This is a genomic window from Novosphingobium aromaticivorans DSM 12444, assembly GCF_000013325.1.
GTDB classification, from domain to species: Bacteria; Pseudomonadota; Alphaproteobacteria; order Sphingomonadales; family Sphingomonadaceae; genus Novosphingobium; species Novosphingobium aromaticivorans.
On record NC_007794.1, the window covers coordinates 136,030 to 160,855 of the forward strand.

The 24,826-nt window shown below is 64.9% G+C and carries 30 protein-coding genes; 17 read left to right on the forward strand and 13 right to left on the reverse strand.

From position 1 onward, the window contains the following. Positions 1 to 64: 64 nt before the first annotated feature. From SARO_RS00660 to SARO_RS00685, 6 genes are all read right to left on the reverse strand, one after another. On the reverse strand, positions 65 to 1,012 hold the full coding sequence (locus tag SARO_RS00660) for a ParB/RepB/Spo0J family partition protein (protein ID WP_011443796.1): 948 nt from the start codon (positions 1,010 to 1,012) through the stop codon (positions 65 to 67). Next, positions 1,009 to 1,785 (reverse strand): ParA family protein, encoded by a 777-nt coding sequence (locus SARO_RS00665; RefSeq protein WP_011443797.1) that lies wholly within the window; start codon positions 1,783 to 1,785, stop codon positions 1,009 to 1,011. The genes SARO_RS00660 and SARO_RS00665 overlap by 4 nt, the downstream gene beginning before the upstream one ends. After that, positions 1,782 to 2,474: a 16S rRNA (guanine(527)-N(7))-methyltransferase RsmG gene (gene rsmG / locus SARO_RS00670; RefSeq protein ID WP_011443798.1), complete on the reverse strand. Its 693-nt coding sequence runs from the start codon at positions 2,472 to 2,474 to the stop codon at positions 1,782 to 1,784. Before rsmG ends, SARO_RS00665 begins: the two co-directional genes overlap by 4 nt. Continuing rightward, positions 2,471 to 4,330 carry a tRNA uridine-5-carboxymethylaminomethyl(34) synthesis enzyme MnmG gene (gene mnmG, locus SARO_RS00675; protein ID WP_011443799.1) on the reverse strand — a complete coding sequence of 620 codons (1,860 nt, stop codon included), beginning with the start codon at positions 4,328 to 4,330 and terminating at the stop codon, positions 2,471 to 2,473. Before mnmG ends, rsmG begins: the two co-directional genes overlap by 4 nt. An 85-nt stretch (positions 4,331 to 4,415) precedes the next feature. After that, a complete protein-coding gene (mnmE, locus tag SARO_RS00680; RefSeq protein WP_011443800.1) occupies positions 4,416 to 5,729 on the reverse strand; it encodes a tRNA uridine-5-carboxymethylaminomethyl(34) synthesis GTPase MnmE in 1,314 nt (437 codons plus the stop codon). Positions 5,730 to 5,761: 32 nt separating this feature from the next. Continuing rightward, entirely contained in the window at positions 5,762 to 6,022 is a 261-nt protein-coding gene (locus tag SARO_RS00685; RefSeq protein ID WP_011443801.1) for a DUF6489 family protein, read from the reverse strand. A gap of 110 nt (positions 6,023 to 6,132) precedes the next feature. Here SARO_RS00685 and SARO_RS00690 point away from each other — a divergent pair, with 110 nt between their 5' ends. Continuing rightward, positions 6,133 to 6,831 (forward strand): dienelactone hydrolase family protein, encoded by a 699-nt coding sequence (locus SARO_RS00690; RefSeq protein ID WP_011443802.1) that lies wholly within the window; start codon positions 6,133 to 6,135, stop codon positions 6,829 to 6,831. A gap of 98 nt (positions 6,832 to 6,929) precedes the next feature. Beyond that, the gene (locus SARO_RS00695; RefSeq protein ID WP_041550593.1) at positions 6,930 to 7,313 is read left to right on the forward strand and encodes a nuclear transport factor 2 family protein; all 384 of its coding nucleotides are present in this window, start codon (positions 6,930 to 6,932) and stop codon (positions 7,311 to 7,313) included. A gap of 57 nt (positions 7,314 to 7,370) precedes the next feature. On the opposite strand, the gene rpoZ is transcribed toward SARO_RS00695, so the two are convergent. Together rpoZ and SARO_RS00705 are read right to left on the reverse strand one after the other, a co-directional pair. Then, positions 7,371 to 7,715, reverse strand: coding sequence for a DNA-directed RNA polymerase subunit omega (gene rpoZ / locus SARO_RS00700; RefSeq protein WP_011443804.1), 345 nt, complete (start codon positions 7,713 to 7,715; stop codon positions 7,371 to 7,373). Between the two features lie 99 nt (positions 7,716 to 7,814). Continuing rightward, positions 7,815 to 9,329, reverse strand: a complete 1,515-nt coding sequence (locus tag SARO_RS00705; RefSeq protein ID WP_011443805.1) for a replicative DNA helicase — start codon at positions 9,327 to 9,329, stop codon at positions 7,815 to 7,817. Between the two features lie 146 nt (positions 9,330 to 9,475). Between SARO_RS00705 and SARO_RS00710 the strand changes: the two genes are divergently transcribed. The 5 genes from SARO_RS00710 to SARO_RS00730 all read left to right on the forward strand — a co-directional run bounded on the left by SARO_RS00710 (position 9,476) and on the right by SARO_RS00730 (position 13,037). After that, on the forward strand, positions 9,476 to 9,970 hold the full coding sequence (locus SARO_RS00710) for a UPF0262 family protein (protein WP_011443806.1): 495 nt from the start codon (positions 9,476 to 9,478) through the stop codon (positions 9,968 to 9,970). 49 nt (positions 9,971 to 10,019) lie between these two features. After that, entirely contained in the window at positions 10,020 to 10,694 is a 675-nt protein-coding gene (locus SARO_RS00715) for a glycoside hydrolase family 25 protein (protein ID WP_234007384.1), read from the forward strand. Further along, a complete protein-coding gene (locus tag SARO_RS00720; RefSeq protein WP_011443808.1) occupies positions 10,691 to 11,128 on the forward strand; it encodes a cytidine deaminase in 438 nt (145 codons plus the stop codon). Before SARO_RS00715 ends, SARO_RS00720 begins: the two co-directional genes overlap by 4 nt. A gap of 48 nt (positions 11,129 to 11,176) precedes the next feature. Further along, positions 11,177 to 11,731, forward strand: coding sequence for a dCTP deaminase (gene dcd, locus SARO_RS00725; RefSeq protein ID WP_011443809.1), 555 nt, complete (start codon positions 11,177 to 11,179; stop codon positions 11,729 to 11,731). A gap of 133 nt (positions 11,732 to 11,864) precedes the next feature. Further along, entirely contained in the window at positions 11,865 to 13,037 is a 1,173-nt protein-coding gene (locus SARO_RS00730) for a saccharopine dehydrogenase family protein (RefSeq protein ID WP_011443810.1), read from the forward strand. Positions 13,038 to 13,127: 90 nt separating this feature from the next. Here SARO_RS00730 and SARO_RS00735 read toward each other — a convergent pair whose 3' ends face one another. Then, positions 13,128 to 13,574 carry a globin domain-containing protein gene (locus SARO_RS00735; RefSeq protein WP_011443811.1) on the reverse strand — a complete coding sequence of 149 codons (447 nt, stop codon included), beginning with the start codon at positions 13,572 to 13,574 and terminating at the stop codon, positions 13,128 to 13,130. An 80-nt stretch (positions 13,575 to 13,654) separates the two neighbouring features. Here SARO_RS00735 and SARO_RS00740 point away from each other — a divergent pair, with 80 nt between their 5' ends. After that, on the forward strand, positions 13,655 to 14,104 hold the full coding sequence (locus tag SARO_RS00740) for an RrF2 family transcriptional regulator (RefSeq protein WP_041549867.1): 450 nt from the start codon (positions 13,655 to 13,657) through the stop codon (positions 14,102 to 14,104). On the opposite strand, the gene SARO_RS00745 is transcribed toward SARO_RS00740, so the two are convergent. Then, positions 14,101 to 14,502, reverse strand: a complete 402-nt coding sequence (locus SARO_RS00745) for a hypothetical protein (RefSeq protein WP_011443813.1) — start codon at positions 14,500 to 14,502, stop codon at positions 14,101 to 14,103. The two genes, SARO_RS00740 and SARO_RS00745, sit on opposite strands and share 4 nt — an antisense overlap. Positions 14,503 to 14,688: 186 nt before the next feature. Here SARO_RS00745 and SARO_RS00750 point away from each other — a divergent pair, with 186 nt between their 5' ends. Then, entirely contained in the window at positions 14,689 to 15,684 is a 996-nt protein-coding gene (locus SARO_RS00750) for an adenosine kinase (protein ID WP_011443814.1), read from the forward strand. An 11-nt stretch (positions 15,685 to 15,695) separates the two neighbouring features. On the opposite strand, the gene SARO_RS00755 is transcribed toward SARO_RS00750, so the two are convergent. Continuing rightward, complete coding sequence (locus SARO_RS00755; RefSeq protein WP_011443815.1) at positions 15,696 to 17,021, reverse strand: aminopeptidase P family protein; 1,326 nt, start codon at positions 17,019 to 17,021, stop codon at positions 15,696 to 15,698. A gap of 174 nt (positions 17,022 to 17,195) precedes the next feature. Then, positions 17,196 to 17,624 (reverse strand): CBS domain-containing protein, encoded by a 429-nt coding sequence (locus SARO_RS00760; protein ID WP_011443816.1) that lies wholly within the window; start codon positions 17,622 to 17,624, stop codon positions 17,196 to 17,198. Between the two features lie 143 nt (positions 17,625 to 17,767). Between SARO_RS00760 and SARO_RS00765 the strand changes: the two genes are divergently transcribed. The 8 genes from SARO_RS00765 to dxs all read left to right on the forward strand — a co-directional run bounded on the left by SARO_RS00765 (position 17,768) and on the right by dxs (position 24,040). Then, positions 17,768 to 18,061 (forward strand): hypothetical protein, encoded by a 294-nt coding sequence (locus SARO_RS00765; protein WP_011443817.1) that lies wholly within the window; start codon positions 17,768 to 17,770, stop codon positions 18,059 to 18,061. A 31-nt stretch (positions 18,062 to 18,092) separates the two neighbouring features. Beyond that, on the forward strand, positions 18,093 to 18,437 hold the full coding sequence (locus SARO_RS00770; protein WP_041549870.1) for a HesB/IscA family protein: 345 nt from the start codon (positions 18,093 to 18,095) through the stop codon (positions 18,435 to 18,437). A gap of 58 nt (positions 18,438 to 18,495) precedes the next feature. Next, positions 18,496 to 19,275 (forward strand): exodeoxyribonuclease III, encoded by a 780-nt coding sequence (gene xth, locus SARO_RS00775; protein WP_011443819.1) that lies wholly within the window; start codon positions 18,496 to 18,498, stop codon positions 19,273 to 19,275. 64 nt (positions 19,276 to 19,339) lie between these two features. Then, positions 19,340 to 19,582 (forward strand): hypothetical protein, encoded by a 243-nt coding sequence (locus SARO_RS20880; protein ID WP_143004822.1) that lies wholly within the window; start codon positions 19,340 to 19,342, stop codon positions 19,580 to 19,582. A 1-nt stretch (position 19,583) separates the two neighbouring features. After that, complete coding sequence (gene msrA, locus SARO_RS00780) at positions 19,584 to 20,261, forward strand: peptide-methionine (S)-S-oxide reductase MsrA (protein ID WP_011443821.1); 678 nt, start codon at positions 19,584 to 19,586, stop codon at positions 20,259 to 20,261. A 36-nt stretch (positions 20,262 to 20,297) separates the two neighbouring features. Next, a complete protein-coding gene (locus SARO_RS00785) occupies positions 20,298 to 20,768 on the forward strand; it encodes a Fur family transcriptional regulator (RefSeq protein ID WP_011443822.1) in 471 nt (156 codons plus the stop codon). A 29-nt stretch (positions 20,769 to 20,797) separates the two neighbouring features. Beyond that, the gene (locus tag SARO_RS00790; protein ID WP_011443823.1) at positions 20,798 to 22,075 is read left to right on the forward strand and encodes an MFS transporter; all 1,278 of its coding nucleotides are present in this window, start codon (positions 20,798 to 20,800) and stop codon (positions 22,073 to 22,075) included. Positions 22,076 to 22,117: 42 nt separating this feature from the next. Continuing rightward, the gene (gene dxs, locus SARO_RS00795) at positions 22,118 to 24,040 is read left to right on the forward strand and encodes a 1-deoxy-D-xylulose-5-phosphate synthase (protein WP_011443824.1); all 1,923 of its coding nucleotides are present in this window, start codon (positions 22,118 to 22,120) and stop codon (positions 24,038 to 24,040) included. 29 nt (positions 24,041 to 24,069) lie between these two features. Here the strand turns inward: dxs and SARO_RS00800 are convergent, their stop codons facing one another. Then, entirely contained in the window at positions 24,070 to 24,750 is a 681-nt protein-coding gene (locus tag SARO_RS00800; RefSeq protein ID WP_011443825.1) for an NnrU family protein, read from the reverse strand. Positions 24,751 to 24,826 lie beyond the last annotated feature (76 nt).

Consider the following 24,826-nt stretch of genomic DNA (forward strand, 5'->3'; position numbering starts at 1 on the left):
AATACCCAAACGTGCAGGTCGGCGTGACGTCGTGACGCAAAAATTTGCAATACATTACAGAGCCTTAAAACTCACCGCCGGTCAGCCTCTGGCAAATCAGGTCGAGCTGATCGAGATTCTTGTAGCGAATCGTGACCGCGCCGGTCGTCGGATCGGCGTCAGCGTTGATCGTCACCTTGAGCCCGAGGAAGTCCTCGAGGTGTTGCTGGATTGCGGCAATGTCGGCCTGGCCGAATGGGTCCTTTGCTTCGCGCGCCTGGCGACGGCCGCTTTCCGGCCGCGATGCCTTGCGCACCAGCTTCTCGGCCTCGCGCACGGAAAGACCTTTGCCGACGATCTCACGTGCCAGGCCGGCCGGGTCCGGGGCGTTGATGAGCGAGCGGGCATGCCCCATCGACAGTTCGTCGCGCACGACCATGTCGAGCACGTCGTCCGGCAGGCCAAGCAGGCGCATCATGTTGGCGACATGGCTGCGCGACTTGTCCACGAACTTGGCGATCTCCGCCTGGGTCAGGCCCTCGCTGTCCGCAAGCCGCTGGTAGGCCTTGGCCTCTTCGACCGGATTGAGATCCTCGCGCTGGAGGTTTTCGATCAGCGCCAGTGCGGCGACGTCGCGGTCGTTGAGTTTGCGGACGATGGCCGGAATCTCGTGGACTTGCGCCTTCTGCGCCGCGCGCCAGCGCCGCTCGCCCGCAACGAGCTGATAGCGGTTGCCACCAAGCGGACGCACGACGACTGGCTGGATGACCCCTCGCGCCGCGATGGACTGTGCGAGTTCCTCCAGGGCCTCCTCGTCGAAGTGACGACGCGGCTGTTCGGGGTGCGGCTCGATCGAACCCACCGCGAGCAGCGCAAGGCCGCCATCGCGAACCTCACCTCCGGTAGCGCTCTCGCCGGACACCGAGATCCGCACGATCGGCTCCTCACGGCGGACCTCGCCCATGAGCGCTCCAAGGCCACGGCCGAGGCCGGTCCGTCGCGCCGGGGTCTTCACTGCGTCCTCGCCGCTCATGCAGCCTTCCTCCGTTCAGGCAGGCGGCCGATCAGCTCGCGCGCCAGCTTCATGTAGGCCTGCGATCCTGGGCAGGCATGGTCGTAGATCAGTGCCGGAAGCCCGTGGCTGGGCGCTTCGGACAGGCGCACGTTGCGCGGAATTACCGCATCGAACACCAGATCGCGCAGGCACGAGCGCACATCGTCGGCAACCTGGTCGGTGAGGCGATTGCGGCGGTCGAACATGGTGAGCACGATGCCGAGAATGCCGAGATCGGGGTTGAAGCGCTCCTGCACCCGCTCCACCGTCTGCAGCAGTTGGCTTAGTCCTTCGAGAGCGAAGAACTCGCATTGCAATGGAACGAGAATGGTATCCGCCGCAGTGAGGGCGTTCAGCGTGAGCAGGCCCAGTGATGGGGGGCAGTCGATAAGGCAGATATCGTGGCCGGTATCGGCATTGAGCACGTTGCGCAGACGATGCGTGCGATCCTCGACGCTGACCAGCTCCACTTCTGCGCCGGAAAGGTCAACGGTTGCTGGCACGATGTCCAGTCCAGGAATGCGCGTTGGCATCATGCATTCGGCGATTGAGGCCTGGTCGATCAGGAGATCATAGGACGACCGTTCGCGTTCTCCGGCCGGAATGCCGATTCCCGTCGAGCAATTGCCTTGCGGATCGAGGTCGATCAGCAGCGACTTCCACCCTGTGGCGGCAAGAGCCGTGGCGATGTTGATCGCGGTGGTGGTCTTCCCCACTCCGCCCTTCTGGTTTGCGACGGCGACGGTGATCATGTTCGCTTGCCTTTGCGCGGAGCTTGTTGACGCGACACGTGCGGGGCGGGTTGCTTTCCGGCGAGCAGGCGGCCGACGATGATCCCTGCGGCAGGGTCAGTCAGCGATTGTTCCACGTGGAACATATGGTGCCATGATTCGGGGAGCATTTGCAGTTCATGCTGCGCCCCGGCCCCTTTCGGCAACAGCCACAGCGTGTCGGGTGTGGAAAAGCGTGCCGAAATGGCAAGCAGCTTGTCCAACGGGGCGAATGCCCGGGCAGAAATGGCTGCATATGCACCTGACTCGAGATCTTCCACGCGCGACAGGATGACCCGTACGTTGGACAACTCCAGTGCATCTGCAGCCCGTTGCAGCCATTCCGTGCGCAGCCGCCGCGAATCGACGAGAGTGACGGGACGGTCGGACTGGATCGCTGCGATAACAAGACCGGGAAAGCCGGCGCCGGTGCCAAGATCGAGCCACTCCCCTGAACCTGATGTTTCACGTGAAACATGGAGTAGCTGGGCGGAGTCGACGATGTGCCGAACCCAGACATGCGGCAGGGTTCCGCGCGCAACAAGGTTTTGCCGCTCGTTCTCTGCCAGAAGCAGGTCGACGAGATGGGCAAGGCGGCTCATGCTTGCGTCATCAACGTGGAGGACTTCTCGCAGCCAAGCCTGTGCTTCCACTTCGGTCACAAGAGTCATGCAACCACCGCGGCGCTGGCTCGGCGGCGGGCATGGACCAGGAGGCTGGCAAGGGCGGCAGGCGTGATGCCCGCGATGCGTCCTGCGGCGGCGAGGCTATCCGGCTGCGCCCTTTCGAGCCTTTCAACCATCTCCCGCGAAAGGCCGGGCACGTCGGCGAAAGGGAAGCCATCGCCGAGGGGTACGGCATCGGACGCGCGCAGATCACGCAGTTCAGCATCCTGCCGTGCCAGGTAGGGTGCGTACGCCGCGTCCTCTTCGACTTCCTCGACCAGAAGGGGGTCAAAGGGTTCGTTACCGATCCAGTCTCGCAAGCCGTCAAGTGTGACCTCGGGAAAGCGTAGCCATTCCATCAGCGAGCGGCGGGCTCCATCGGCGCGCACGGGAATGCCGGCGCGGTTGAGTTCCGTAGGGGTAGCCGGTTGCGCCAAGGCCGTCTCCAGACGCGAGCGGGCCTGACTGCGGTCTTCGAACCACTTGCGCCGCTCATCGCCGATGCAGCCTATTGCGAGGCCGATCGGCGTAAGGCGAGACGCCGCATTATTCGCGCGCAAGCGCAGGCGATACTCCGCCCGCGCGGTGAGCATGCGGTACGGTTCACTGACGCCGTGCAGCGTCAGGTCGTCGATCATCACCGCCATGTAGGAATTGGCCCGGTCGAGTTCCGGCATGGCCCTGCCAAGCACGTGCGCGGCAGCGTGCATTCCCGCAATGAGGCCTTGTGCCGCCGCCTCCTCGTAGCCGGTCGTGCCGTTGATCTGTCCGGCGCAGTATAGGCCGGGTATTGCCTTTACCTCGAGGCTGCGGCGCAAGGCGCGCGGATCGATGTGGTCGTATTCGACCGCATAGCCGGGAACGGTGATGACGGCTTGTTCGAGACCTTCCATCGAGCGGATCATTGCCACCTGCACATCGGTGGGGAGCGACGTGGAAACGCCGTTTGGGTAGACGGTGAAATCGTCGAGCCCTTCGGGTTCGAGGAAGACCTGGTGTCCGTCGCGGTCGCCGAAGCGGTGGATCTTGTCCTCGATGGACGGGCAGTAGCGTGGACCTTGCGCGCCGATGGCCCCGGTGAACAGGGGAGAGCGGTCCAGCCCGCCACGGATGATTTCGTGTGTGCGCGCATTGGTGCGGGCAATGGCGCAGAATACTTGCGGCAGCGGACGCGCGGGGGTGAGCGGCGACATGGTCCACGGATCGTCATCGCTCGGCTGTTCGGGGAGCCGTGCCCAATCGATGGTGCGACCGTCGATGCGAGGAGGCGTACCGGTCTTGAGGCGCGCCATCGGCAGTTCGGCATCGCGCAGTTGCGCTGCGAGGCGATGGGCGGAGTCCTCGCCAATGCGGCCACCGTCCATGCGCTCTTCACCCCGGAAGAGGCGCCCGCCGAGGAACGTTCCCGTACACAGGACCACTGCCCTTCCCGCTAACGCGGTGCCATCGGCAAGATCGACGCCGGTCACCCGGCCCTGTTCAAGGCGAAGTGCCGCAACTTCGCCCCCGACAACGTGCAAATCAGGCTGGGCGGCAATCATTTTCTGGATCGCGGCCTTGAACCGCTTGCGGTCTGCCTGGACGCGTGGCCCCTGCACGGCACTGCCTTTCGACCGGTTGAGCATGCGATAGTGGATCGCGCTGGCATCGGCAGCACGTGCGATGAGGCCATCCAGCGCGTCAACTTCCCGGACGAGGTGACCTTTGCCAAGGCCTCCGATAGCAGGGTTGCAACTCATCGCGCCAATGGTCTGGGGATCGAACGAGACGAGCGCGGTGCGTGCGCCCATCCTCGCGGCGACAGCGGCCGCCTCGACGCCGGCGTGTCCGCCGCCGACAACGATGATGTCGAATTGCTGCATCTGGCTGCGATACGCGAAGTGGCTGTCCCGGTCAAAGCCTGCGCGTCGGTACGTGTTTCACGTGAAACACCCTGCTCGTTAGCTTCTACTTGCCGATGCAGAAGCGGCCGAAAAGAGTGTCCAGCATGTCTTCGGTGCCGGTTCGTCCTACCAAGGCGTCGAGGCCGCGGCGACCGAGGCGCAGGTTTTCGGCGGCAAGTAGCGGATCCTGTTCGGCGGCGGCGTCTTCAAGTGCCCGGGCGACTTCCGAAAGATGGGTGTGCTGGCGCTGGTTGAGGGCCGCTTCGCCGGGTGCGGGAAGCGCCGATCTGGCGTGCGCGATCAGAGCGCTTCGGAAAGCGGCCATACCTTCCCCGGTCACAGCAGAAAGATGGAAGGCACACTGGGATTTTCGCCCTGCCCCGGGATCGTCTGCGCGGGCGGCGATCTCCCACAATGTGCGGCCGGCCGGTCCCAGTCCTTCCGGGCCGAGCCACAGGATCAGGTCTGCCTTTTCGGCGGCAGCACGGGCTCGGGCGATGCCGATGCGCTCGATCTCGCCAGCGCCTTCGTCGCGCAGTCCTGCCGTGTCGACGAAAGTGAAAGGCACTCCGTCGAGCGCAGCAGCGTGCGTCAGGAGGTCGCGTGTCGTGCCCGGTTCGGCGGCGGTGATCGCGGCCTCGTGTTCGACAAGGGCATTGAACAGGGTGGACTTGCCGGCGTTGGGAGGGCCTGCAAGCACGACGCGGAAGCCTTCCTTAAGCGGCTCCGCGCGGGGACGGTCGAGCCAGGTGTTGAGGGAACAGGCGAGACTGATGCAGTCTGCGGCGAAGTGCGGCGGCAAGAGGCTGGCTCTTTGCGTCCCATCCCCTGCCCCGACATCGTCCTCGTCCGAGAAATCGAGCGCGGCTTCGAGCCGCGCGGAGATCTGGAGCAGCGTTGTCCGCCACTCATCGACTTCACGTGAAAGCGCGCCTTCAGCCATGGCGAGCGCGGTGCGGCGCTGTAGTTCGGTCTCGGCCGAAAGCAGATCGGCAAGGCCTTCGGCCTCGGCAAGGTCGATGCGGCCATTGGCGAAGGCGCGGCGGGTGAACTCCCCCGGCCGGGCACGACGCAGGCCCGGCAAGCTGGAGAGCGCGGCTTCGACGGCTGCGATCACGGCGCGACCGCCGTGGAGGTGCAATTCGGCGCAGTCCTCGCCGGTGGCGGTGGCGGGACCGGGCAGCCAGAGGACCATGGTACGGTCGAGGTGGGTGCCGTCGCGCGGATCGGCGAGCGTCGCAAGCGTGGCGCGGCGGGGAGAAGGCAGCCTGCCGGCAAGGGAACTAAGCGCGGCGCCGGCGCCCGGGCCGCTGATGCGGATAACGCCGATGCCGGCGGGTGGCTGGCCGGAAGACAGGGCAAAGATCGTGTCGGTCACGACCCCTGCCCTACACGAATCAACGTCCGGCGTCAGTCCTTGGCGGGCTTCCTGGTGCCGCCAAAGCCCCCCGAAGCGCCCTGCTCCATGAAGTTCTGGAAGAGCTTGAGGCCAATCTCCCCCATCGGGGCAAGCTGTTTCACGTATGTGTGCAACTGGTCGACGCTGGAGACGCCCTGCATCGCCTTGGCGATGGTATCGACATAGACGTCGTTGGCCTTGGAGACATCGGGCAGGCCGAGGAAGCGGCGGGCCTCTTCCGGAGTGCAATCGACTTCGACGGTGACTTTCATGGTCGTCCTTCCCGGATGAGGCGCAAGAGTGTCATGCCAGCTTGGCAAAGTCCACGACGAGGGCCAACATGACATTTGATCAACCATTACAATCGACAGGATGAACAGCGATGGGCGAGAAAATCACGTTCGCAGCTCTGGATGGCGAAGGCGAAATCCCGGGCTACCTCGCAACGCCGGACGGGCCGATCCGCGCGGCAATCATTGTCATTCCGGAGATCTTCGGCGTGAATGCCGGGATCCGGCACAAGTGCGAAGGGTGGGCGGCACAGGGCTACATGGCGTTGGCGCCAGACATCTTCTGGCGATTCGCGCCGGGCGTCGAGCTTGATCCCGATGTGCCGGAACAGATGCAGGAGGCATTCGGGTATTTCCAGCAGTACGATGCAGACAAGGGCGTGAAGGACATCGAGGCCGCAATCCGCTTCCTGCGCGGATACGAAGGCATCGACAAGGTCGGGCTGGTCGGCTTCTGTCTGGGCGGGCGGATGGCCTACATGGCAGCCACACGAACCGATATCGATGCGTCGGTGGGATACTATGGCGTGATGATCGACCAGATGCTGAACGAATCGCACGCGATCGCGCGGCCGCTGATGTTGCACATCCCTACCGCCGATCACTTCGTCGGACCGGATGCGCAGAAGGCTATTCATGATGCCCTTGATCCGCATCCACGGGTGACGCTCCACGACTATGAGGGGCTGGACCACGGTTTCGCGGCGGAAATGGGCAATCGCCGCGACGATGACGGTGCCGAGCTTGCCGACCGGCGGACGCGGGATTTCTTCGCGCAGCATCTTGGATAAGGCCGGCGCGGTTGCGCGGGATCAAGGCCGGCTCTGCCGCCTGCCCCTATGCGTTCAGGGCTTGGTGCGGAATCGACGGACATTCGGGGAGAACGATGATGAAGCTCGGACTGGCGGCGTGGCATCGGTACATGCTGAGCAACGATCTGGCACTGCTGGACGAACTGGTCGCGGACGATGCCGTGTTCCATTCGCCCGTGGTGCACACGCCGCAAGCTGGCCGCGAGAAGGTGATCATGTACCTGACCGCGGCGGGGCGCGTGTTCGGCAACGGTACCTTCCGTTATGTCCGGGAACTGGTCGACGGGCCCGAGGCCTGCCTCGAGTTCGAGTGCGAGATGGACGGGATCAAGGTCAACGGCATCGACCTTGTCCGCTTTGACCTTGAAGGCCGGATCGTCGATTTCAAGGTCATGGTGCGACCGCTGAAGGCGATCAACAAGGTGTGGGAGCTGATGGCGGAGCAGCTTCAGAACACATAAGAAAACCCCCGGTTTGTGGCCGGGGGATTCTTATAACGCTTTGATTTCAGAGTGAAATCAGCCGTCGTAGTCGGCGCCGAGCGAGGTATTGCGCACCGGCGCGGCGGCCGTGATGCGCAGGGCTTCGGCAGACTGCGACAGCGAGCCGATTTCATCCACCTCGTCGTCGTCGTCAGGCAGCACGCGCTGCAGCGACTGGATCAGGTTTTCCTTGAGTACGGCCGGACGCACGGTTTCTTCCGCGATCTCGCGCAGGGCAACGACCGGGTTCTTGTCGCGGTCGCGATCGACGGTGAGTTCTGCGCCGCCGGAGATCGCGCGGGCGCGCTCTGCCGCCAGCAGGACGAGATCGAAACGGTTGGGGACCTTGTCGACGCAATCTTCGACGGTAACGCGCGCCATCAGGGCACTCCGATAGACAAAAGGGTACGGAAAGAGCCGCAGCTAGGCCGGGGGTGTGGAAAAGTCAAGGATTCGTGCGGGGCCGTGATTCGGCGAGGGCTACTCGTCGTTGCTGGAGTAGGCGGCGCGCAGGTCGTCGGGGGCCAGGTCGGAGAAGCGGGTGATGCGCGCCTCGAAGCGCAGGCGGACCTTGCCGGTTGAGCCGTGGCGCTGCTTGGCGACGATCAGTTCCGCAAGGCCATAGACACGCTCCATTTCGGCCTGCCAGGCGGCGTGGGCTTCCTGGACCTTCGGATCGTCGTTGCCTTGGGGCTGCTTCGGCTCCTTGGCGGCGACGTAGTAGTCCTCGCGGAAGACGAACCAGACCATGTCGGCGTCCTGTTCGATCGAGCCCGATTCGCGCAGGTCCGACAGCATCGGTCGCTTGTCGTCGCGCTGTTCGACAGCGCGGCTGAGCTGCGAGAGCGCGATGACGGGTACCGAGAGTTCCTTGGCCAGGGTCTTGAGACCGCGCGAGATTTCCGAGATTTCGTTGACGCGGTTGTCGCTGCGGCCCGAGCCCTGGAGGAGCTGGAGGTAGTCGACGATGATAAGCCCGATGTCGTGGCGGCGCTTCAGCCTGCGCGCTCTCGCGCGAAGGCTGCCGATGGTCAGCGCGGGGGTATCGTCGATGTAGAGCGGCAGTTCGGCAAGGCGCTGGCTGGCGAAGGAAAGCTGCTGGAAATCCTCGCGGCTGATGCGGCCCATGCGCAGCGCTTCGGAGCTGATGCCTGACTGTTCGGCGAGAATACGCGTGGCGAGCTGGTCCGCGCTCATTTCAAGGCTGAAGAAGGCGACGGCGGCGCCGACCGAATCCTTGACCGCGATGCCGTCGGCCATGTCGCGGCGCAGGCGGTCGGCCGAGTTGAACGCGATGTTGGTGACGAGCGAGGTCTTGCCCATGCCTGGACGGCCGGCAAGGATGATGAGGTCGGAATCATGCAGGCCGCCGATCTTCTCGTTGACCGAGGTGAGGCCGGTGGTCTTGCCCGAGATATGGCCGCCCGAAAGCAGTGCCTTCTCGATCATTTCGAGCGAGGTGCGTGTGGCTTGGCCGAAGCTCTGCGCCTCGCTGCCGGTCTGTGCGCCTTCGGCCACTGCGTAGAGCGCGGCTTCGGCCTTTTCGACCTGTTCGAGCGGGGCGACCGCATCGCTGGTGTCGAGCGCGCCTTCGACGAGGTTGCGGCCCACGGTGATGAGTTCGCGCAGCAGGGCCAGATCGTAGATCTGTTCGGCCAGTTCGCGCGGGTTGAGAAGGCCCTGTCCATCGGCAGTGAGACGCGCGAGATAGGCGGTGCCGCCGAGCTCCTTCAGGCCCTCGTCCGTTTCGAAATACGGCTTGAGCGTAACCGGGGTGACGACGGCCTTGCGGTCGATCAGGGTCTGGATGCGCTCGAACACGCGGCCGTGGACGGCGGCGAAGAAGTGTTCGGGCTTGAGCGGGGTCTGGAGTTCCTCGAGGATGCGGTTGTCGATCAGGACCGCGCCGAGAAAGGCGGCTTCCGCTTCCACGTTGGAGGGAAGTGCGCGAATCTCGGAAGGTTCGCGGGTGAGAATGGCTTCGCTGGCGGACATGGCGCGCATTGTGCCCGAACGGGTCCTCCCCGGCAACGGCGGCGGGGTGTGGAAAGCGGGGATGGTTGTGTCCGCCTCGCGCTTGTCGCAGCACCTGGCGCTCCCCTCTTGCCTGCCCTGCGCGCGTCTGCAACACAGGTTGCTCAATGGGCGACCCGCGCATCTCGCATATCGAGCTGGACGAAGCGACGATCATCTGGCGCAATGCCGATATCGAGCAGGAGCGCCGCATCGCGATCTTCGACCTGATCGAGGAAAACACCTTCAAGCCGCTGCGCGCGTTCGAGGCCGGGCACGAGGGGCCCTATAGGTTGAAGCTTTCGGTCGAGGACGGGCGTCTGGCGCTGACGGTTTCGGACGATGACGGCAATGGTGGCGGCCAGTTGCTGGAGACAGTGATTCTGGGGCTGGGGCGTTTCCGCCGTCCGATCCGAGAGTATTTCGCGATCTGCGACAGCTACTACCAGGCCATTCGCAAGGCGACTGCCACCGAAATCGAGACAATCGACATGGCGCGCCGCGGTGTTCACAACGAAGCGGCTGAAATGCTTCTGGAACGTCTGCAAGGCAAGATCGATACCGATTTCGCTACGGCCCGCCGCCTCTTTACCCTGATCTGCGTGCTGCATATCAGGGGCTGACAACAGGCGGGACGCGACTCTCTCTATCATGGCGAAGAAACGGAACACGGTGCGTAGGCGCCTGCTCGCGGCGTTGCTGCTGGTCGTGCTCGTGGGCGCGGGCGCCGGCTGGTGGACGTCGCGCACCTGGATGCCGGACCGGACGCGCTATCCGGTCCAGGGCGTCTGGCTGAGCGACGATGATGGTAGCGTCGACTGGCGGTTTCTGCGCGCCGCAGGCGCGGATTTCGCCTACCTGACCGCCAGCGAAGGTGCCGGGACGCGGGACAGTGTCTATGCCGCAGGCGTCGAAGCAGCCCGGTTGCGCGGACTGCAGGTAGGGCCGGTCCATGTCTACGACCTGTGTGCCCCGGCCGACGCGCAGGCCGCGAACTTCGTGACCGTGGTGCCACGCGATCCGGAGTTGCTCCCACCGGCGATTGCGCTCGACATCGATTCGCGCACCTGCCCTGAACCTCCCGGCGAGGCGCAGATGCAGAGCGAGTTGACCACGTTCCTCAACCAGGTGGAGAAGCATGCAGAGAAGCCAGCGATCCTGATGGTGTCGCGCGGTCTGGAAAAGCAGTATCATCTTGCCGCCATGATCGACCGCAATCTCTGGGTTTCGCAGGACTTCATCGAGCCCGGCTACGCCGGCAGGCCGTGGGTCATGTGGACAGCGACCAAGCGCCTGCGTCTGCATGGCGCAAGCGGCCCCCTGCGCTGGGTCGTCGTGCAGCCATGAGTATCGATCTTGTCGCGGAACGCCGGGAAGCGCTGGTCGCCGCTGCACGCACGGCGATGGGCACTGCCTATGCGCCCTATTCCGGTTTCCATGTGGGCGCGGCGCTGCTGTTCGAGGACGGCGCGATCGTTACGGGAGCGAACGTCGAGAACGCCAGCTACGGCCTCTCGCTTTGCGCCGAGACGGTCGCCTGTTCAATCGCGGCCCACGCGGGGCGCCGCGGCGGACTTCTGGCGGTGGCGGTGTCCGGAGGCGCTGGCGGGCGGGCGGATGCGGCAATCAGCCCTTGCGGACGCTGCCGGCAGGTGTTGAACGAACTGGCCGCGCTTGGCGGGACTGACCCGCTGGTGATCTGCACCAGCGCCAAGGAAACCGTGGAAATGCGGCTGTCTGCGCTCTTGCCCAATGCCTTCGGTCCGGCCAATCTGGCGTGAAGGTTCAGGGGTAGGCATTCCTGCACGACGTTTCTCAGGGAGAGCCAGTTGGCCATTCTTTCCGACAAGTGGATCCGCGACAAGGCGCTGAACGAGGGCATGATCGAGCCTTTCGTCGAGAACCAGCGGCGCGACGGGTGCATCAGCTATGGTTTGTCGTCGTATGGCTACGATGCGCGCGTGGCACCCGAGTTCAAGATTTTCACCAATGTGGATTCGGCGGTCGTCGACCCCAAGGATTTTGCGTCGAACTCGTTCGTGGACCGCGAAACCGATGTCTGCGTAATCCCGCCCAATTCCTTCGCGTTGGCCCGGACCGTCGAATACTTCCGGGTACCGCGCGACGTGCTGGTTATCTGCCTTGGCAAGAGCACCTACGCGCGCTGCGGGATCATCGTCAACGTGACCCCGCTCGAGCCGGGCTGGGAAGGCCACGTCACGCTCGAGTTTTCCAATACCACGCCCCTGCCCGCCAAGATCTATGCCAATGAAGGCGCGTGCCAGTTCCTGTTCCTGCAGGGCAACGAACCTTGCGAGGTCAGCTATGCCGATCGTGCGGGCAAGTACATGGGCCAGCGCGGGGTGACGCTGCCGAGGTTGTAGGCGTGGGCCCTTGCGGGCTTTTCCTGCGGCTGAGGCGCTGGCGCTTCACGCTTAACCCCGCACTTAAATCCGGTTGCAATCGCCACTGATTCGGCCAAGCTTCGCCGCACAAGAACAACAGGCGGAGAGGCTGATGGAGAAGGCGGAGAGGCCGTATGACGTTGTCGTCTACGGGGCGACGGGGTTCACCGGGCGACTGGTCGCGGAGTATCTGGCGCGGCATTACGGGCAGGAAGGGCCGCGTTGGGCCATGGCCGGGCGATCTGGCGCGAAACTGGCAGAAGTGCGCGCCCTGATCGAGGCGCCCAAGAACACGCCGCTGATCGTGGCCGATGCCTCCGATCCCGCCAGCCTTGCCGACATGGTCCGCCAGGCCAAGGTCGTTCTTACCACAGTAGGGCCGTACCAGCTCTATGGCGAGCCATTGCTGGCGGCCTGCGTCGCGGCGGGGACCGACTATGCGGACCTGTGCGGCGAGCCGGTGTGGATGCGGCAGATGATCGACAAGTATGGCGACGATGCCCGGCATTCGGGCGCGCGCATCTGTTTCTCGTCCGGGTTCGATTCGATCCCGTTCGACCTGGGCGTGCTCATGTTGCAGAAGGAAGCGGTCGCCCGGTTTGGCCGCCCTGCCCCGCGCGTCAAGGGGCGGGTCCGGGGCATGAAGGGCGGCGCTTCGGGCGGCACGGCGGCAAGCCTGAAGGCCACGCTCGCGGCGCTCGGCAAGGACCCGTCGCTCATCCCGCTGATGGCCAGCCCATTCTGCCTGACCCCTGGTTTCGAGGGGCCGGCCCAGCCAGCCGGCGACAAGGTGCAGCACGACGACGCGTTGGGGAGCTGGGAAACGCCCTTCATCATGGCGGCGATCAACACCAAGAACGTTCATCGCACCAACGCCTTGCTCGGCCACGCCTGGGGCAAGGACTTCGTCTATGACGAGATGGTACTGACCGGTCCCGGCGAACAGGGCAAGGCGGTGGCCGAACACATGGCGAAGACGCCGATGATCGGCCGCCCCGACGATCCGCTGCCCGGCGAAGGGCCGTCGAAGGAAGAGCGCGAGACCGGCTTCTACGACGTGCTCTTCGTCGGGGAGATGCCTGGCGGGGAGACGATTCGCTATGGTGTGAAGGGCCGCTATGACCCCGGCTATGGATCGACAAGCCGGATGATCGCGGAGACCGGCATCGCGCTGCTTTCGAGTACTGCGGCCGGGGGAATCGGTACGCCCGGCGCGATCCTGGGCGAAACGCTGGTCGCGCGGCTGCGCGCCCATGCCGAGATTGCGTTCGCGCCCGAGGACTGACCTCAAAAGCGACGAAAGCCCGCCTGCCGCTACGGAGGGGATCCGCGGCAGGCGGGCTCGTCTACCGCGCCCGAATCTGGATAGGGGGGATCAGGCGACGGCTTCGAGGTACGCCTGCTTTTCAGCGGCGATAAGGATATCGGCGAGCATCCAGTACGCCTCGCCCCAGGCGGCGAGCACTTCGTCCGTGGCGACTTCCGCGCCCAGGACGTCGCGAATCGCGGGCAGCAGAGCTTCTGCGACATAGGGATAGTGTTCGGCCTTCACGCCGGTATCGACGTGGCGCTGGACCATGCGCTGTACGGCCGAGCCCAAGTTCTCGAGCTTGTCGATGTTCTTGGCATAGGCAAGGATGGCACCTGCGAGGCGGCGCGGCTGTTCGCCGCTGTCCTGCGCGGCCTGATCGAACATCGCCTTCACTTCATCGTTCTGAAACAAGCGCTTGTACATGGCGGTGGTGATATCCACGCCGTGCTTTTCGATAGCGGGAGCAGTGGCCTTGACGATGGTTTTCGCGTGTTCGGAAGCAATGCGCATCACGGGTCTCCAATCTGGTATCCGAAATGCTGGTATTTAATCTACTTGATTTAATCAAGCGGAAAATCGACACTAGGTACATGCAGCTAACTCAGCATACCGATCTTGGCCTGCGCCTGCTGATCGTCCTTGCGCGCAAGGGCGCGGCGGTGAGCTTGCCGGCGTTTTCGGCAGAGCAGGGGCTGAGCTACCACCACGTCGCGAAGGTCGCGCAGGCGCTGGTCCACGAAGGCTTCGCTACATCGCAGCGCGGGCGCAGTGGCGGCATCGCGCTGGCGCGTGAAGCAACGAACATTCGCGTGGGCGACGTGGTCCGCGCGCTTGAGCGGGGGATGCGGTTGGCGGATTGCGGCGGATGCGCCCTGCGCGCCGATTGCGGCCTCAGCGGCGTGCTGGCCGAGGCACTGGAAGCATTCATGGCGGTACTCGACCGCTACACCCTGGCCGACGTCTCGCGCGAGGGGGTGCCGGCTTTCGCGCCATGGACCTTTGCGCCCCCCTCACCCGGGTGCACCAACAGGAACCCTTAGGAACCCTTCCTTAGCGCGGCCACACACGCGGCGCGGTCCACATCGCGGCCGTCGCCGCGGCGAGCATCGACATAAGTCGCGGTCGGGCGGCTGCTGCCGGGCTGCGGATAGAGGTAGACATCGAGAATGCAGGCGGTGCCTGACCACTGCAGCTTGCGGGCATCGTCCTCGATCACGTCGAGCCGGGGCGGACCGAACACGCGGCCGAGCTGGAGCGCGTCGGCGCCGATCACGCCTTCGAGGCCCGGCGCCATCTGCACTTGGGCATAAGGTCGCGTTACGGGCGCGGGACGCGGCACCGAGGTGCGCGCAGGGGGCGGAGCCGAGCGGATCGCAGTAGTCTTGCCGGCGGGCATCGCCCCTCCCCCGCCACAGGACGCGAGGGTGAGAGCCAGCATGGGCACGGCCAGGGAGATACGGGATGTCACGCGGCACGGGATGCAGCGCCCGGCCCGTGCGGTCAACGCCGATCCGCCGCAATCCGGCTCAATCCGACGCGTGACCGTGGCGTTCCGGCGCTTGCTGCGATGCGGGCGAGCGGCTAGGCCCTGCCCTTCCCTGTGCCAAATGGAGCTTTTCCGCGCATGTCCGACCCGCTTTACGACGTCATCGCCATCGGTAACGCCATCGTCGACGTGATGGCCCCGTGCGAGGATGCCGACATCGCGCGGCTCGGTCTGGCCAAGGGCGGGATGACGCTGGTCGACACGGCTCGGGCCAAGGAACTTTACGACGCCATGGGCCCTGCCCGCGAGATTTCGGGCGGATCGGCGGCGAACACGCTGGCCGGGCTCGCCGCGCTCGGCGCGAACTGCGCCTTCATCGGACAAGTGGCGGACGATCAGCTCGGCGAAGTCTTTGCGCACGACATCCGCGCGGGAGGAATCGCCTTTGACACGCCGACCCGCGCGGACGAACCGCCGACGGCGCGGTGCCTTATCTTCGTGACGCCCGACGGGCAGCGCACGATGAACACCTTCCTCGGGGCGTCGCAGTTCCTCCCGGCGGAGGCTCTTGACGACGCCACCATCGCGGCCGCGCAGGTGCTCTACCTCGAAGGCTACCTGTGGGATCCGGAAGAGCCGCGCAAGGCGATGCGCCGCGCGATCGCGGCAGCCCGCAACGCCGGTCGCAAGGTCGCCTTCACCTTGTCCGACGCATTCGTCATCTCGCGTCATGGCGACGATTTCCGCGCGCTCATCGATGCCGGCCAGATCGACATCCTTTTCGCCAACGAGCATGAACTGGCTGCGCTGACCGGCATCGAGGATTTCCACGTCGGGATCGAGCAACTGGCGGCCAAGGTGCCCACCGTCGTGGTAACCCGCAGCGAGAATGGTGCCCACGCGATCAGCCAGGGCGAACGCGCTCATGTCCCGGCGGAACCCATCGCCAAGGTCGTCGACACCACCGGCGCCGGCGACCTTTTTGCCGCCGGCTTCCTCTATGGCTACGTTCGCGGCCGTCCTCTCGCCGAAAGCCTTACCCTCGGTGCGATCTGCGCCGCGGAAATCATCTCGCACTACGGCGCAAGGCCCGAGGCGGACCTCAAGGACCTGGTCGCACAGCGCTTGGGTTGAACCTTTCCTCGTCACCGAACCATGAACGCTTCGATCTCCTGCACTGTGCGCGGGATGCCGGTACTCAGGCGTTCGCAGCCGTTGGCGGTCACGAGGTAAAGGTCCTCGATGCGGATGCCCTGGTTCATCTGCTGATTGTACAGGCCGGGTTCGATGGTGAGGACTGCGCCCGCCGGGATCGGCTTTGCGTAATCGCCCGCATCGTGAACGTCCAGGCCGACGAAATGGCCAAGGCCATGGGTGAATTCGTCGATGCGGCCGGCCTTGCGGAACACGGCATTGGCGGCCTCGGTCATGTCCTCGTGGATGACGCCCGGCTTCAGCAACCGGGCGGCGGCATCCTGTGCGGCGAGGACAAGTTCGTAGTCGGCGCGCTGCGCCGCTGTGAACCTGCCCGATGCCGGGAAAGTTCGCGTAATGTCGCAGGCATAGCCGCCCACGGATGCGGCGGCGTCGATCAGGACGAGGTCCTGCGAGCCTATTGTCGCATTGCCATGGGCGTAATGGAGCGAGGCGGCGTTGCGCCCCGTCGCGACGATGGAATCGTAGGACAGGCCTTCGCCCCCGCCCTGGCGAAACCCATCCTCGAGCACGGCGGTAAGCTGGCGCTCGGTCATGCCGGGGCGCACCGCCTTCATTGCGGCGAGGTGCCCGGCCTGAGTCGCGGCAAGAGCCTTGCGCATCAAGTCCAGCTCGCGCGGTTCCTTTACCGTTCGTAGCGACGGAAGGAGCGCGCTCTGGTCCTTCAGCGTGCAGCCGGGCACCCGGGCCATGATGCGGCCGTAGAGGTCCATCGCGGGCGGGACCGGCGCCGAGGCGCTGACGATGGGACCCATGAAATGCAGTGTACGACTTCGCGCTGCAATCTGGGTGACAAGCGCGTCGAGGCTGCCTGTGCGGCGCACGCGCTGCATTCCGGTGCGCGCCTCGATCAGCGAACCGAGGGGGAGGCGCTCGACATCCCAGCGCTCGGTCTCGATGTCGCGGGACGGCAGCAGCAGGAATTCGCGGAAAGTGCGTTCGTCAGGCGCGAGGACGAGGACTGCGCCGGGTTCGTCGGCGATGCCCGTAAGCCAGGCAAAGTCGCCGGACTGATGGAAGGGCGGGCTGACCGGGCCGCCCGTCTGGTCGCGCGGGGCGCCGTGGATCACGGCGACGCCATCCTTCAGGACGCTCATCAGGCGCGCGCGTCGTTCGCGGTAGACTTCGGGCGGGAAGGGGAACGTGCCGGAAGGGGTCGCGAAGCCGGGGGGCGGGATGACCTGCGCGCGCGCGGTAACGGCAAGGCTGGCAGTTGCGGCGGCTCCCGCAAGAAGCGAGCGACGGGTGAATGTCATGGCGGTCCCCTTCATGCGCCGTGTTCTGTGCGTCCGATTTTCAGGAGCAGGACCTTAAGTGGTTTCAGATGAAAGGGGAGGGCAAATCGACGGGAGTCGAGCGCGAGTGTCGGCCAAGGACGAGGCAAAGTGCCCCGGCATTGGCCGGGGCGGCAGTCATGTCCGCGCCTTGGGTCAGGCCTGCTGGATGTAGACGCGCATGGCGTCGGCTTCGGCCTCGATCTTGTCGATGCGATGCTTCACGAGGTCACCGATAGATACGAAGGCGACCATATGGCCCCCTTCGACGACGGGCAGGTGGCGGAAACGGCGCTGGGTCATCAGGGCCAGTGCTTCGAGGACCGAGGTCTGCGGGGTGATCGTGACCACGGGCGCGGTCATCATGTCGCGCACCTTCATGTGGAGCGCGGCCTCTCCGTGCTTGTGCAGGCAGCGGATCATGTCGCGTTCGGAGAAGATGCCGGCCACGCCGTTGGTTCCATCCTCGACCGGCAATGCGCCGATGCGGTAGCGGGCGAGCATGTCCACGGCGTCGGCCACGCTGTCGTCGGCGTGACAACTCCATACCTCGCCGCGTCCGGCAATGACCTGTGCAATCGTCATGGCATCCTCCATTCGCTGCGCGGCTGCCGTGCTTTTTGGGTCATCTTGCGCGCCGCTTGTCTCCCGGAAGGATCATGCCACCTTGCCGGCCATTGTCAAAGCTGTTGCCAGCACCATCTGGGTTGTCCAAAGGACCTTTCGCCATGGCACCCCGATCCCCGCTAGACGATCCGCACAACGCCAGCTTTGCCTGGGCGCGATACCGCATGCTGATGAAGTGGATGGCGGGCTTTACCGGGGCGGTCGTCGTGCTTGTCTCGGTGCTGCTCTATCACTGGGTGGGTTTCGTCTCGATCCACTTCTACATCGCCACCGCGCTCGGCATCGGGTTTGCGATGCTGTTGATGGCCGCACTGATGGGGCTGGTTTTCCTTTCGAGCGGTACCGGACACGACGAATCCATCGAGGATCCGCTGGATGACGAGCGGACCCGTTGAGGTTGGACGCCTGCGCGCCTATCTTGGCCCCATGAGCGAAACCGCAATCCAGACGCCCGTCACTCTCGCCCCGAGCGCCGCCGCGCGCGTTGCCGCGATTGCCGCGAAGCAGGGCAAGCCTGCCATTCTTCGACTTTCGGTCGAGGGCGGCGGCTGCTCCGGCTTCCAGTACCGGTTCGGGCTCGCGGATGCGCCGGAAGAAGGCGATACGATCGCCGAGACGGACGGCGTGCGGCTTGTGGTCGACGAGGTCAGCCTCGGCCTGCTCGAGGGCAGCATGGTGGAATATGTCGAGTCGCTTGGCGGCGCGGCGTTCCGTGTGACCAACCCCCAGGCGGCATCGGGTTGCGGCTGCGGGGCTTCCTTCGCCATTTGACGCCCGGTCGGGCGTCGTTTCGCAGCGCCCATCCGGCACCAGCAGGAATGCCGAAAAGATGACGCTCAAGGTCGCAAGTTTCAACATCAACGGGATCAAGGCCCGTCTGCCACGCCTGCTCGAATGGTTGGAAGAGACGCGGCCGTCGGTCGCATGCTTGCAGGAAATCAAGACTCAGGACGAAGGCTTTCCGGCCGAGGAGTTCGAGAAGATCGGCTATCGCGCGATCTGGCATGGGCAGAAGGGCTTCAACGGCGTGGCGATCCTCGCCGATGGGGAGCAGCCCGTCGAGGTGCAGCGCGGCCTGGCTGGCGATCCCGAGGACGAGCATTCGCGCTATCTGGAAGCCGACGTGTTCGGTCTTCGGGTGGTGTGCATCTACCTGCCGAATGGTAATCCGCAGCCGGGCCCCAAGTTCGACTACAAGCTTCGCTGGATGGAACGCCTCCGCGCCCGCATGGCCGATATTGCGTCCGAGGAAGTGCCGGCGCTTGTCATTGGCGACTACAACGTGATCCCCGAGGACAAGGATACCTTTTCGGTCAAGGCAATGGCGAGCGATGCATTGATGCAGCCCGAATCGCGCGATGCCTATCGCCGGCTGCTCAACGACGGGTGGACCGATGCCATCGACCTGTTCAATCCGCAGGGCGGCGTGTGGACGTTCTGGGACTACCAAGCCGGTGCATGGCAGCGCGACCACGGCTTCCGGATCGACCATGCCCTGCTATCGCCGGAGCTTGCCGACAGGCTGGTCGCAGCGGGCGTCGACAAGGATTACCGCGGCCGCGAGAAGGCCAGTGATCATGCGCCGGTCTGGGTCACCTTGCGGGACTGAAACGGTTTATCGTACGTAGACAACGCTTTGCGGATTCCCAATCGGCATGAACGGCGGCCTGTGCATGGCGTCACTGCGCGTTAAGCCGGGGCAGGGCATCCGGTTGCCACGTTCCGTTCCGGTAGTTTTCAAGAGTGATTCGATGGGCCTGTTCAAGCCTGACCTCTTCCGTTCGCTGGCCTTCGGCTTCCTGATGGGAACTGCCGTCATGGCGATGTCCGTTGGCGCGACCGCCTGGGCCTCGGCGGACAGCGCCCCGGTCACGAACTCCGGCACGAGCCACGCCACCGGCCAGACCGGCCGCTGAGATGAGGCGTCCGGTCCTAGCCGCTGCTCTGCTGGCCGGGATCGTCACCGCGTCCTGCCAGCAGACCGCGCAGGCAGAAGGCGCCGTGGCGGCGCCCGAGGCTGCGGTTCAGGCGGACGAAGCGCCAGGCCGCAAGGTTGCGATCTTCGCAGGCGGTTGCTTCTGGGGCGTCGAGGGGGTGTTCAGCCACGTCAAGGGCGTGACCAGCGTGGTCTCGGGCTACCATGGGGGCGAAAAGAAGACCGCGAGCTACGATGTCGTCGGCACCGGCCGGACCGGCCATGCCGAGGCTGTTCGGGTCACCTACGATCCGGCCAAGGTGCGCTACGACCAGCTTCTCCGGATATTCTTCGCTGTCGTGACCGATCCGACGCAGTTGAACTACCAGGGGCCGGACGACGGCACCCAGTATCGCAACGCTCTGGTGCCGATGGACAAGGAACAGGCACGCGTGGCGGCCGGATACCTGGCCCAGTTGAAGCGGCTCGATCTCTGGAAGCGGCCCATCGTGACAGCAGTCGAGCCTTACAAGACGTTCTATCCGGCCGAGGGCTATCATCAGGACTTCATGGCCAACAATCCCGACCACGGTTATATCCGCCGCTGGGATGCGCCCAAGGTCCAGGCGCTCAAGCGCATGTTCCCCGATCTCTACAAGCCGGCCTTCACGCGGAACTGATTTGCGCATCCGCGCGGCGCTGCCTATCTAGAGGCCATGGCGGGGCATCACCATCATCATGATTTCGCGGGCGAGAAGCTGGTAAAGGCGGCGCGCGACGCGCTGGTCGAGGCCGGCGAGCAATGGACCGAGATGCGCGCCGATGTGTTCGAAGCCCTTGCCGCGCGCGACCGTCCGGCTTCCGCCTATGACATTGCCGAAGGTGTCGGCACCCGGCGGGGAAAGCGGGTTGCTGCCAATTCGGTCTATCGCATCCTTGATCTCTTCGTGCGCACCAACTTGGCGCGCAGGGTCGAAAGCGCGAATGCCTATGTCGCGAACAGCCATCCAGGTTGCCGCCACGACTGCATTTTCCTGATCTGCGACCTTTGCGGCAAGGCCGTGCACATCGATGACGATAGCCTGACCGGCGCGCTGCGGCAGGCGGCGCAGGGCGCGGGATTTGCCGAAGTGCGCCCAGTCGTTGAAATCCGCGGCCACTGTTCCGAGTGTGCAAGCGGAGAATGAAATCGACCGCGTAATGGGGGGGACGCAGCGTGGAACCGACATCATCCGAGCCGCGCCACTTGCCCACGAAGCGGCAATTCGCGGCAGTCATTTCCGGCAATGCACTGGAATTCTATGATTTTCTGAGCTTCAGCTTCTTCGCGGTAAATCTGTCGCGGGTCATGTTTCCGGCAGGGGCGCCGGGCAGTGCGCTGCTGCTGACGCTCATGACCGCGGGCGCGGGCTTCGGCGCGCGGCCCTTGGGGGCGATCCTGTTCGGAGTGCTGGGCGACCGGATCGGACGCCGCCCGACCATGCTGGCGACTTTCGCGCTGATGGGGGTGAGCGCGCTCGGGCTCGCCCTGACGCCGGATTACGCGGCGATCGGACCGGCAGCGCCGATCCTCGTCGTTCTGTTCCGTCTTCTGCAGGGCCTTGCCGCCGGTGGCGACGTGGGGCCGACGACAGCGTTCCTCGCCGAAAGCGCGCCGTCCGAAAGACGCGGGATGCTGATCGCGCTGCAGCTTGTCGCGATGCGCATGGGAGTTCTGGCGAGCGGACTGGTGGGGCTGGTCCTGGCGAGTGTCCTGACGCCAGCGCAGCTCGACAGTTTCGGCTGGCGCATCGCCTTTGCCATCGGTGCGGGTATCGTGCCGTTGGCTTTCATCCTGCGCCGCAGGCTCGACGAGACGCTTCATATGCCGGAAACCGGTCCTGACGTGGTGACCGAATTGGCCCCGCGCGCCTACGCGGCGGCGCTCTTGGGGGTATGCGGCTTCCTGTTGGCAGGTGCGGCGGGGGATTTCCTGTTCATCTACGCAGTGTCGTTCCTGAAGATCGCGGTGACCAACGGTTACATCGTGCAGATGGCGGCGGCGGGAACGCAGATCGTCGGGCTGGTGCTTGGTGGATGGCTCGGGGACCGCATCGGGCGACGGCGGGTGAATCTCGTCACAGCAATACTGGCGGCGCTGACTTCGTTGCCGCTGTTCCGCTGGGGCATCGAGGGAAGCGCACCGGCTCGGTTCGGCGTGGCGGCGGCCCTTCTCCTGCTCATGGCGACGGTTTCGGCTGCGGTTGCCTATGCCGCGTTCGTCGAGACGACGCCCAAGCGGCATCGTGCGGGGCTTGTCGGCATCGGTTATGGCGTGATGGTCGCGCTGACCTTTGGCCTGACACCAGTGGTATTGACCCGGTACATGACCGCGACCGGCGACCTCGCGGCACCCGGCTATGCCTTCGTGGTCGCCGCGCTTTTGCTGGTGGCCTCTGCGCTGCTTCTGCCCGAGCGGAGACCCCGGCACATCGGGAAGGTTCGTTTCACCTGATCCCGTTCGACACCGCGCGCGCATGCGTGTAAGGGCGGTCGGATGAGCCAAGAACCGGCAACGCCGTTGCTAGACACGGTCAAGACCCCAGACGACCTTCGCAAGCTTGCGCCAACGCAGCTCCGCCAACTGGCGGACGAACTGCGTGTCGAGATGATATCCGCCGTCGGCCAGACGGGCGGGCACCTCGGTTCCGGCCTGGGCGTGGTCGAGCTGACCGTGGCAATCCACTATGTGTTCAACACGCCCGAGGACAGGCTTGTGTGGGACGTGGGCCACCAGGCCTATCCTCACAAGATCCTGACCGGGCGGCGCGACCGGATCCGCACCCTGCGTCAGGCAGGCGGCCTTTCCGGCTTCACCAAGCGCAGCGAGAGCGAGTACGACCCTTTCGGGACGGCGCACTCGTCCACCTCGATTTCAGCGGCGCTCGGCTTTGCCATCGCTAACAAGCTTTCGGGCAGACTGGGCAAGGGCATCGCGGTGATCGGCGATGGCGCCATGAGCGCGGGCATGGCCTACGAAGCGATGAACAACGCCGAGGCCGCAGGCAATCGGCTGATCGTCATTCTCAACGACAACGACATGTCCATCGCGCCGCCCGTCGGCGGGCTTTCGGCCTATCTGGCGCGGCTGGTTTCGTCCGGTCCGTTTTTGGGGCTCCGCGACATTGCCCGCAGGCTTTCGCGCAAGCTGCCCCGCCCGCTGCACGAAGCCGCGCGCAAGACCGACGAGTTCGCTCGCGGCATGGCGATGGGCGGTACCCTGTTCGAGGAGCTTGGCTTCTATTACGTCGGCCCGATTGACGGCCACAACATCGACCAGCTCATCCCGGTTCTCGAAAACGTGCGCGATGCGGCCGAAGGGCCGTGTCTGATCCATGTGGTGACGCAGAAGGGCAAGGGGTATGCCCCTGCCGAAGCCGCGGCCGACAAGTATCACGGCGTGCAGAAGTTCGACGTCATCACTGGTGAGCAGGTGAAGGCCAAGGCTGCCGCGCCCGCCTATCAGAACGTGTTCGGCGAGACGCTGGCCAAGCTGGCGGACGCCGACCCGACGATCTGCGCGATCACCGCCGCAATGCCCAGCGGCACCGGCGTCGACAAGTTTGCCAAGGCTCATCCCGACCGCACCTTCGATGTCGGCATTGCCGAACAGCATGCGGTGACCTTTGCTGCGGGCCTCGCCGCAGAAGGGATGCGGCCGTTCTGCGCGATCTATTCGACCTTCCTGCAGCGCGCTTTCGACCAGGTCGTCCACGACGTGGCGATCCAGAACCTGCCGGTGCGCTTCGCCATCGACCGCGCAGGCCTGGTGGGCGCGGATGGTGCAACCCACGCCGGTTCGTTCGACGTGACCTATCTGGCAACGTTGCCGAACCTGGTCGTCATGGCTGCTGCCGACGAGGCGGAACTGGTCCACATGACCTATACCGCGGCACTGCATGACAGCGGCCCGATCGCTTTCCGCTATCCGCGCGGAAACGGTGTGGGCGTGCCACTGCCCGAGGTTCCCGAGCGGCTCGAGATTGGCAAGGGCCGGATCATCAGGCAGGGTAGCAAGGTCGCGCTGCTGTCGTTGGGTACGCGGCTGGCAGAGGCGCTCAAGGCTGCCGATCAGCTCGACGCCAGGGGATTGTCGACGACTGTCGCCGACCTGCGCTTTGCCAAGCCGCTGGACGTGGCGCTGATCCGTCAGCTGATGACCACGCATGACGTGATCGTGACGGTGGAGGAAGGCTCGATCGGCGGCCTGGGCGCGCACGTCCTGACCATGGCGAGCGACGAGGGACTGGTGGACGGGGGCCTCAAGATCAGGACCATGCGCTTGCCCGATCTGTTCCAGGACCACGACGCGCCTGAAAAGCAGTATGACGAGGCGGGGCTCAACGCGCCGCATATCGTCGATACCGTACTGAAGGCGCTGCGGCACAACAGCGCCGGGGTAAGTGAAGCGCGGGCCTGACGCAGGAGCCGCGCCACCCGTTCAGGCGATCAGCCGATCCACATCCACAAGCCGGCAGGAATGCCGAACAACTCCCAGTGGATCAGGGTGATGATTACCCAGACGAGCGCCGCAAGCAGCCAGATCAGGCCGATTGCTCCCAGCTTGTCGAGCCGGGGCCAATAGCTCGTCCGGCGTTGCCACGGTGCGAACTCGCGGTTGTTGCCGGCGATCTTGCGCTTGTCCTGGAAATGCGACCCGAGGAGTGCGAGGACGATCATTCCGCTCATGAAGATGAGGCTGCGGCCTGTCGGCGCGACGATGATGTGCGCTAGGGCCCAGAGCGCGAAGGCCCACATCATCGGGTGGCGGGTAATCGTGAACACGCCGGTCGGCACGACGGTGCCGAGCCCCGCCGCCTTCCGGCCGGGCAGCACCGGATTGCCTGCGAATGACGGAATGAAGAATGCCAGCGAGACGATTGTCAGCACACTGGCCAAGGCCCACGCAACGGCGTTCGTCCCGTCCCACAGGGCAGGAGCGGCTGGCGCCCGGTCGAATGCGACGATCGCCCAGGTCAGCGTAGCGATTGCGACCAGCGAATAGATGGTGAGGTAGGTTGGTCTTCCCAGACTTTTCGCGATTACCCTGCGCAAGGGGCCGGAAAGCAGGAAATGCGAACCCACGAAGCAGGAAGTGGCAGCTGCGAGTGGAACCAGATTTCCTTGCAAGACGCCCTCATGTATTTGATTTTATGTATTTTTCTCAACTATCCGCAGCTTGTGCCGCCAGTCAAGTCATTGAAAT

Coding starts and splice junctions, on each gene's coding strand:
- rpoZ (WP_011443804.1), bottom strand. CDS start 7,715: ATGGCGCGCGTTACCGTCGAAGATTGCGTCGACAAGGTCCCCAACCGT.
- rsmG (WP_011443798.1), bottom strand. CDS start 2,474: ATGACTCTTGTGACCGAAGTGGAAGCACAGGCTTGGCTGCGAGAAGTC.
- mnmG (WP_011443799.1), bottom strand. CDS start 4,330: ATGCAGCAATTCGACATCATCGTTGTCGGCGGCGGACACGCCGGCGTC.
- SARO_RS00765 (WP_011443817.1), top strand. CDS start 17,768: ATGGCACCCCGATCCCCGCTAGACGATCCGCACAACGCCAGCTTTGCC.
- SARO_RS00740 (WP_041549867.1), top strand. CDS start 13,655: ATGCAGCTAACTCAGCATACCGATCTTGGCCTGCGCCTGCTGATCGTC.
- SARO_RS00745 (WP_011443813.1), bottom strand. CDS start 14,502: ATGCTGGCTCTCACCCTCGCGTCCTGTGGCGGGGGAGGGGCGATGCCC.
- SARO_RS00750 (WP_011443814.1), top strand. CDS start 14,689: ATGTCCGACCCGCTTTACGACGTCATCGCCATCGGTAACGCCATCGTC.
- SARO_RS00660 (WP_011443796.1), bottom strand. CDS start 1,012: ATGAGCGGCGAGGACGCAGTGAAGACCCCGGCGCGACGGACCGGCCTC.
- SARO_RS00760 (WP_011443816.1), bottom strand. CDS start 17,624: ATGACGATTGCACAGGTCATTGCCGGACGCGGCGAGGTATGGAGTTGT.
- SARO_RS00710 (WP_011443806.1), top strand. CDS start 9,476: ATGGGCGACCCGCGCATCTCGCATATCGAGCTGGACGAAGCGACGATC.
- SARO_RS00785 (WP_011443822.1), top strand. CDS start 20,298: ATGGCGGGGCATCACCATCATCATGATTTCGCGGGCGAGAAGCTGGTA.
- SARO_RS00695 (WP_041550593.1), top strand. CDS start 6,930: ATGAAGCTCGGACTGGCGGCGTGGCATCGGTACATGCTGAGCAACGAT.
- SARO_RS00665 (WP_011443797.1), bottom strand. CDS start 1,785: ATGATCACCGTCGCCGTCGCAAACCAGAAGGGCGGAGTGGGGAAGACC.
- dxs (WP_011443824.1), top strand. CDS start 22,118: ATGAGCCAAGAACCGGCAACGCCGTTGCTAGACACGGTCAAGACCCCA.
- SARO_RS00730 (WP_011443810.1), top strand. CDS start 11,865: ATGGAGAAGGCGGAGAGGCCGTATGACGTTGTCGTCTACGGGGCGACG.
- SARO_RS20880 (WP_143004822.1), top strand. CDS start 19,340: ATGGCGTCACTGCGCGTTAAGCCGGGGCAGGGCATCCGGTTGCCACGT.
- SARO_RS00685 (WP_011443801.1), bottom strand. CDS start 6,022: ATGAAAGTCACCGTCGAAGTCGATTGCACTCCGGAAGAGGCCCGCCGC.
- SARO_RS00705 (WP_011443805.1), bottom strand. CDS start 9,329: ATGTCCGCCAGCGAAGCCATTCTCACCCGCGAACCTTCCGAGATTCGC.
- xth (WP_011443819.1), top strand. CDS start 18,496: ATGACGCTCAAGGTCGCAAGTTTCAACATCAACGGGATCAAGGCCCGT.
- SARO_RS00690 (WP_011443802.1), top strand. CDS start 6,133: ATGGGCGAGAAAATCACGTTCGCAGCTCTGGATGGCGAAGGCGAAATC.
- SARO_RS00770 (WP_041549870.1), top strand. CDS start 18,093: ATGAGCGAAACCGCAATCCAGACGCCCGTCACTCTCGCCCCGAGCGCC.
- SARO_RS00735 (WP_011443811.1), bottom strand. CDS start 13,574: ATGCGCATTGCTTCCGAACACGCGAAAACCATCGTCAAGGCCACTGCT.
- msrA (WP_011443821.1), top strand. CDS start 19,584: ATGAGGCGTCCGGTCCTAGCCGCTGCTCTGCTGGCCGGGATCGTCACC.
- SARO_RS00720 (WP_011443808.1), top strand. CDS start 10,691: ATGAGTATCGATCTTGTCGCGGAACGCCGGGAAGCGCTGGTCGCCGCT.
- SARO_RS00755 (WP_011443815.1), bottom strand. CDS start 17,021: ATGACATTCACCCGTCGCTCGCTTCTTGCGGGAGCCGCCGCAACTGCC.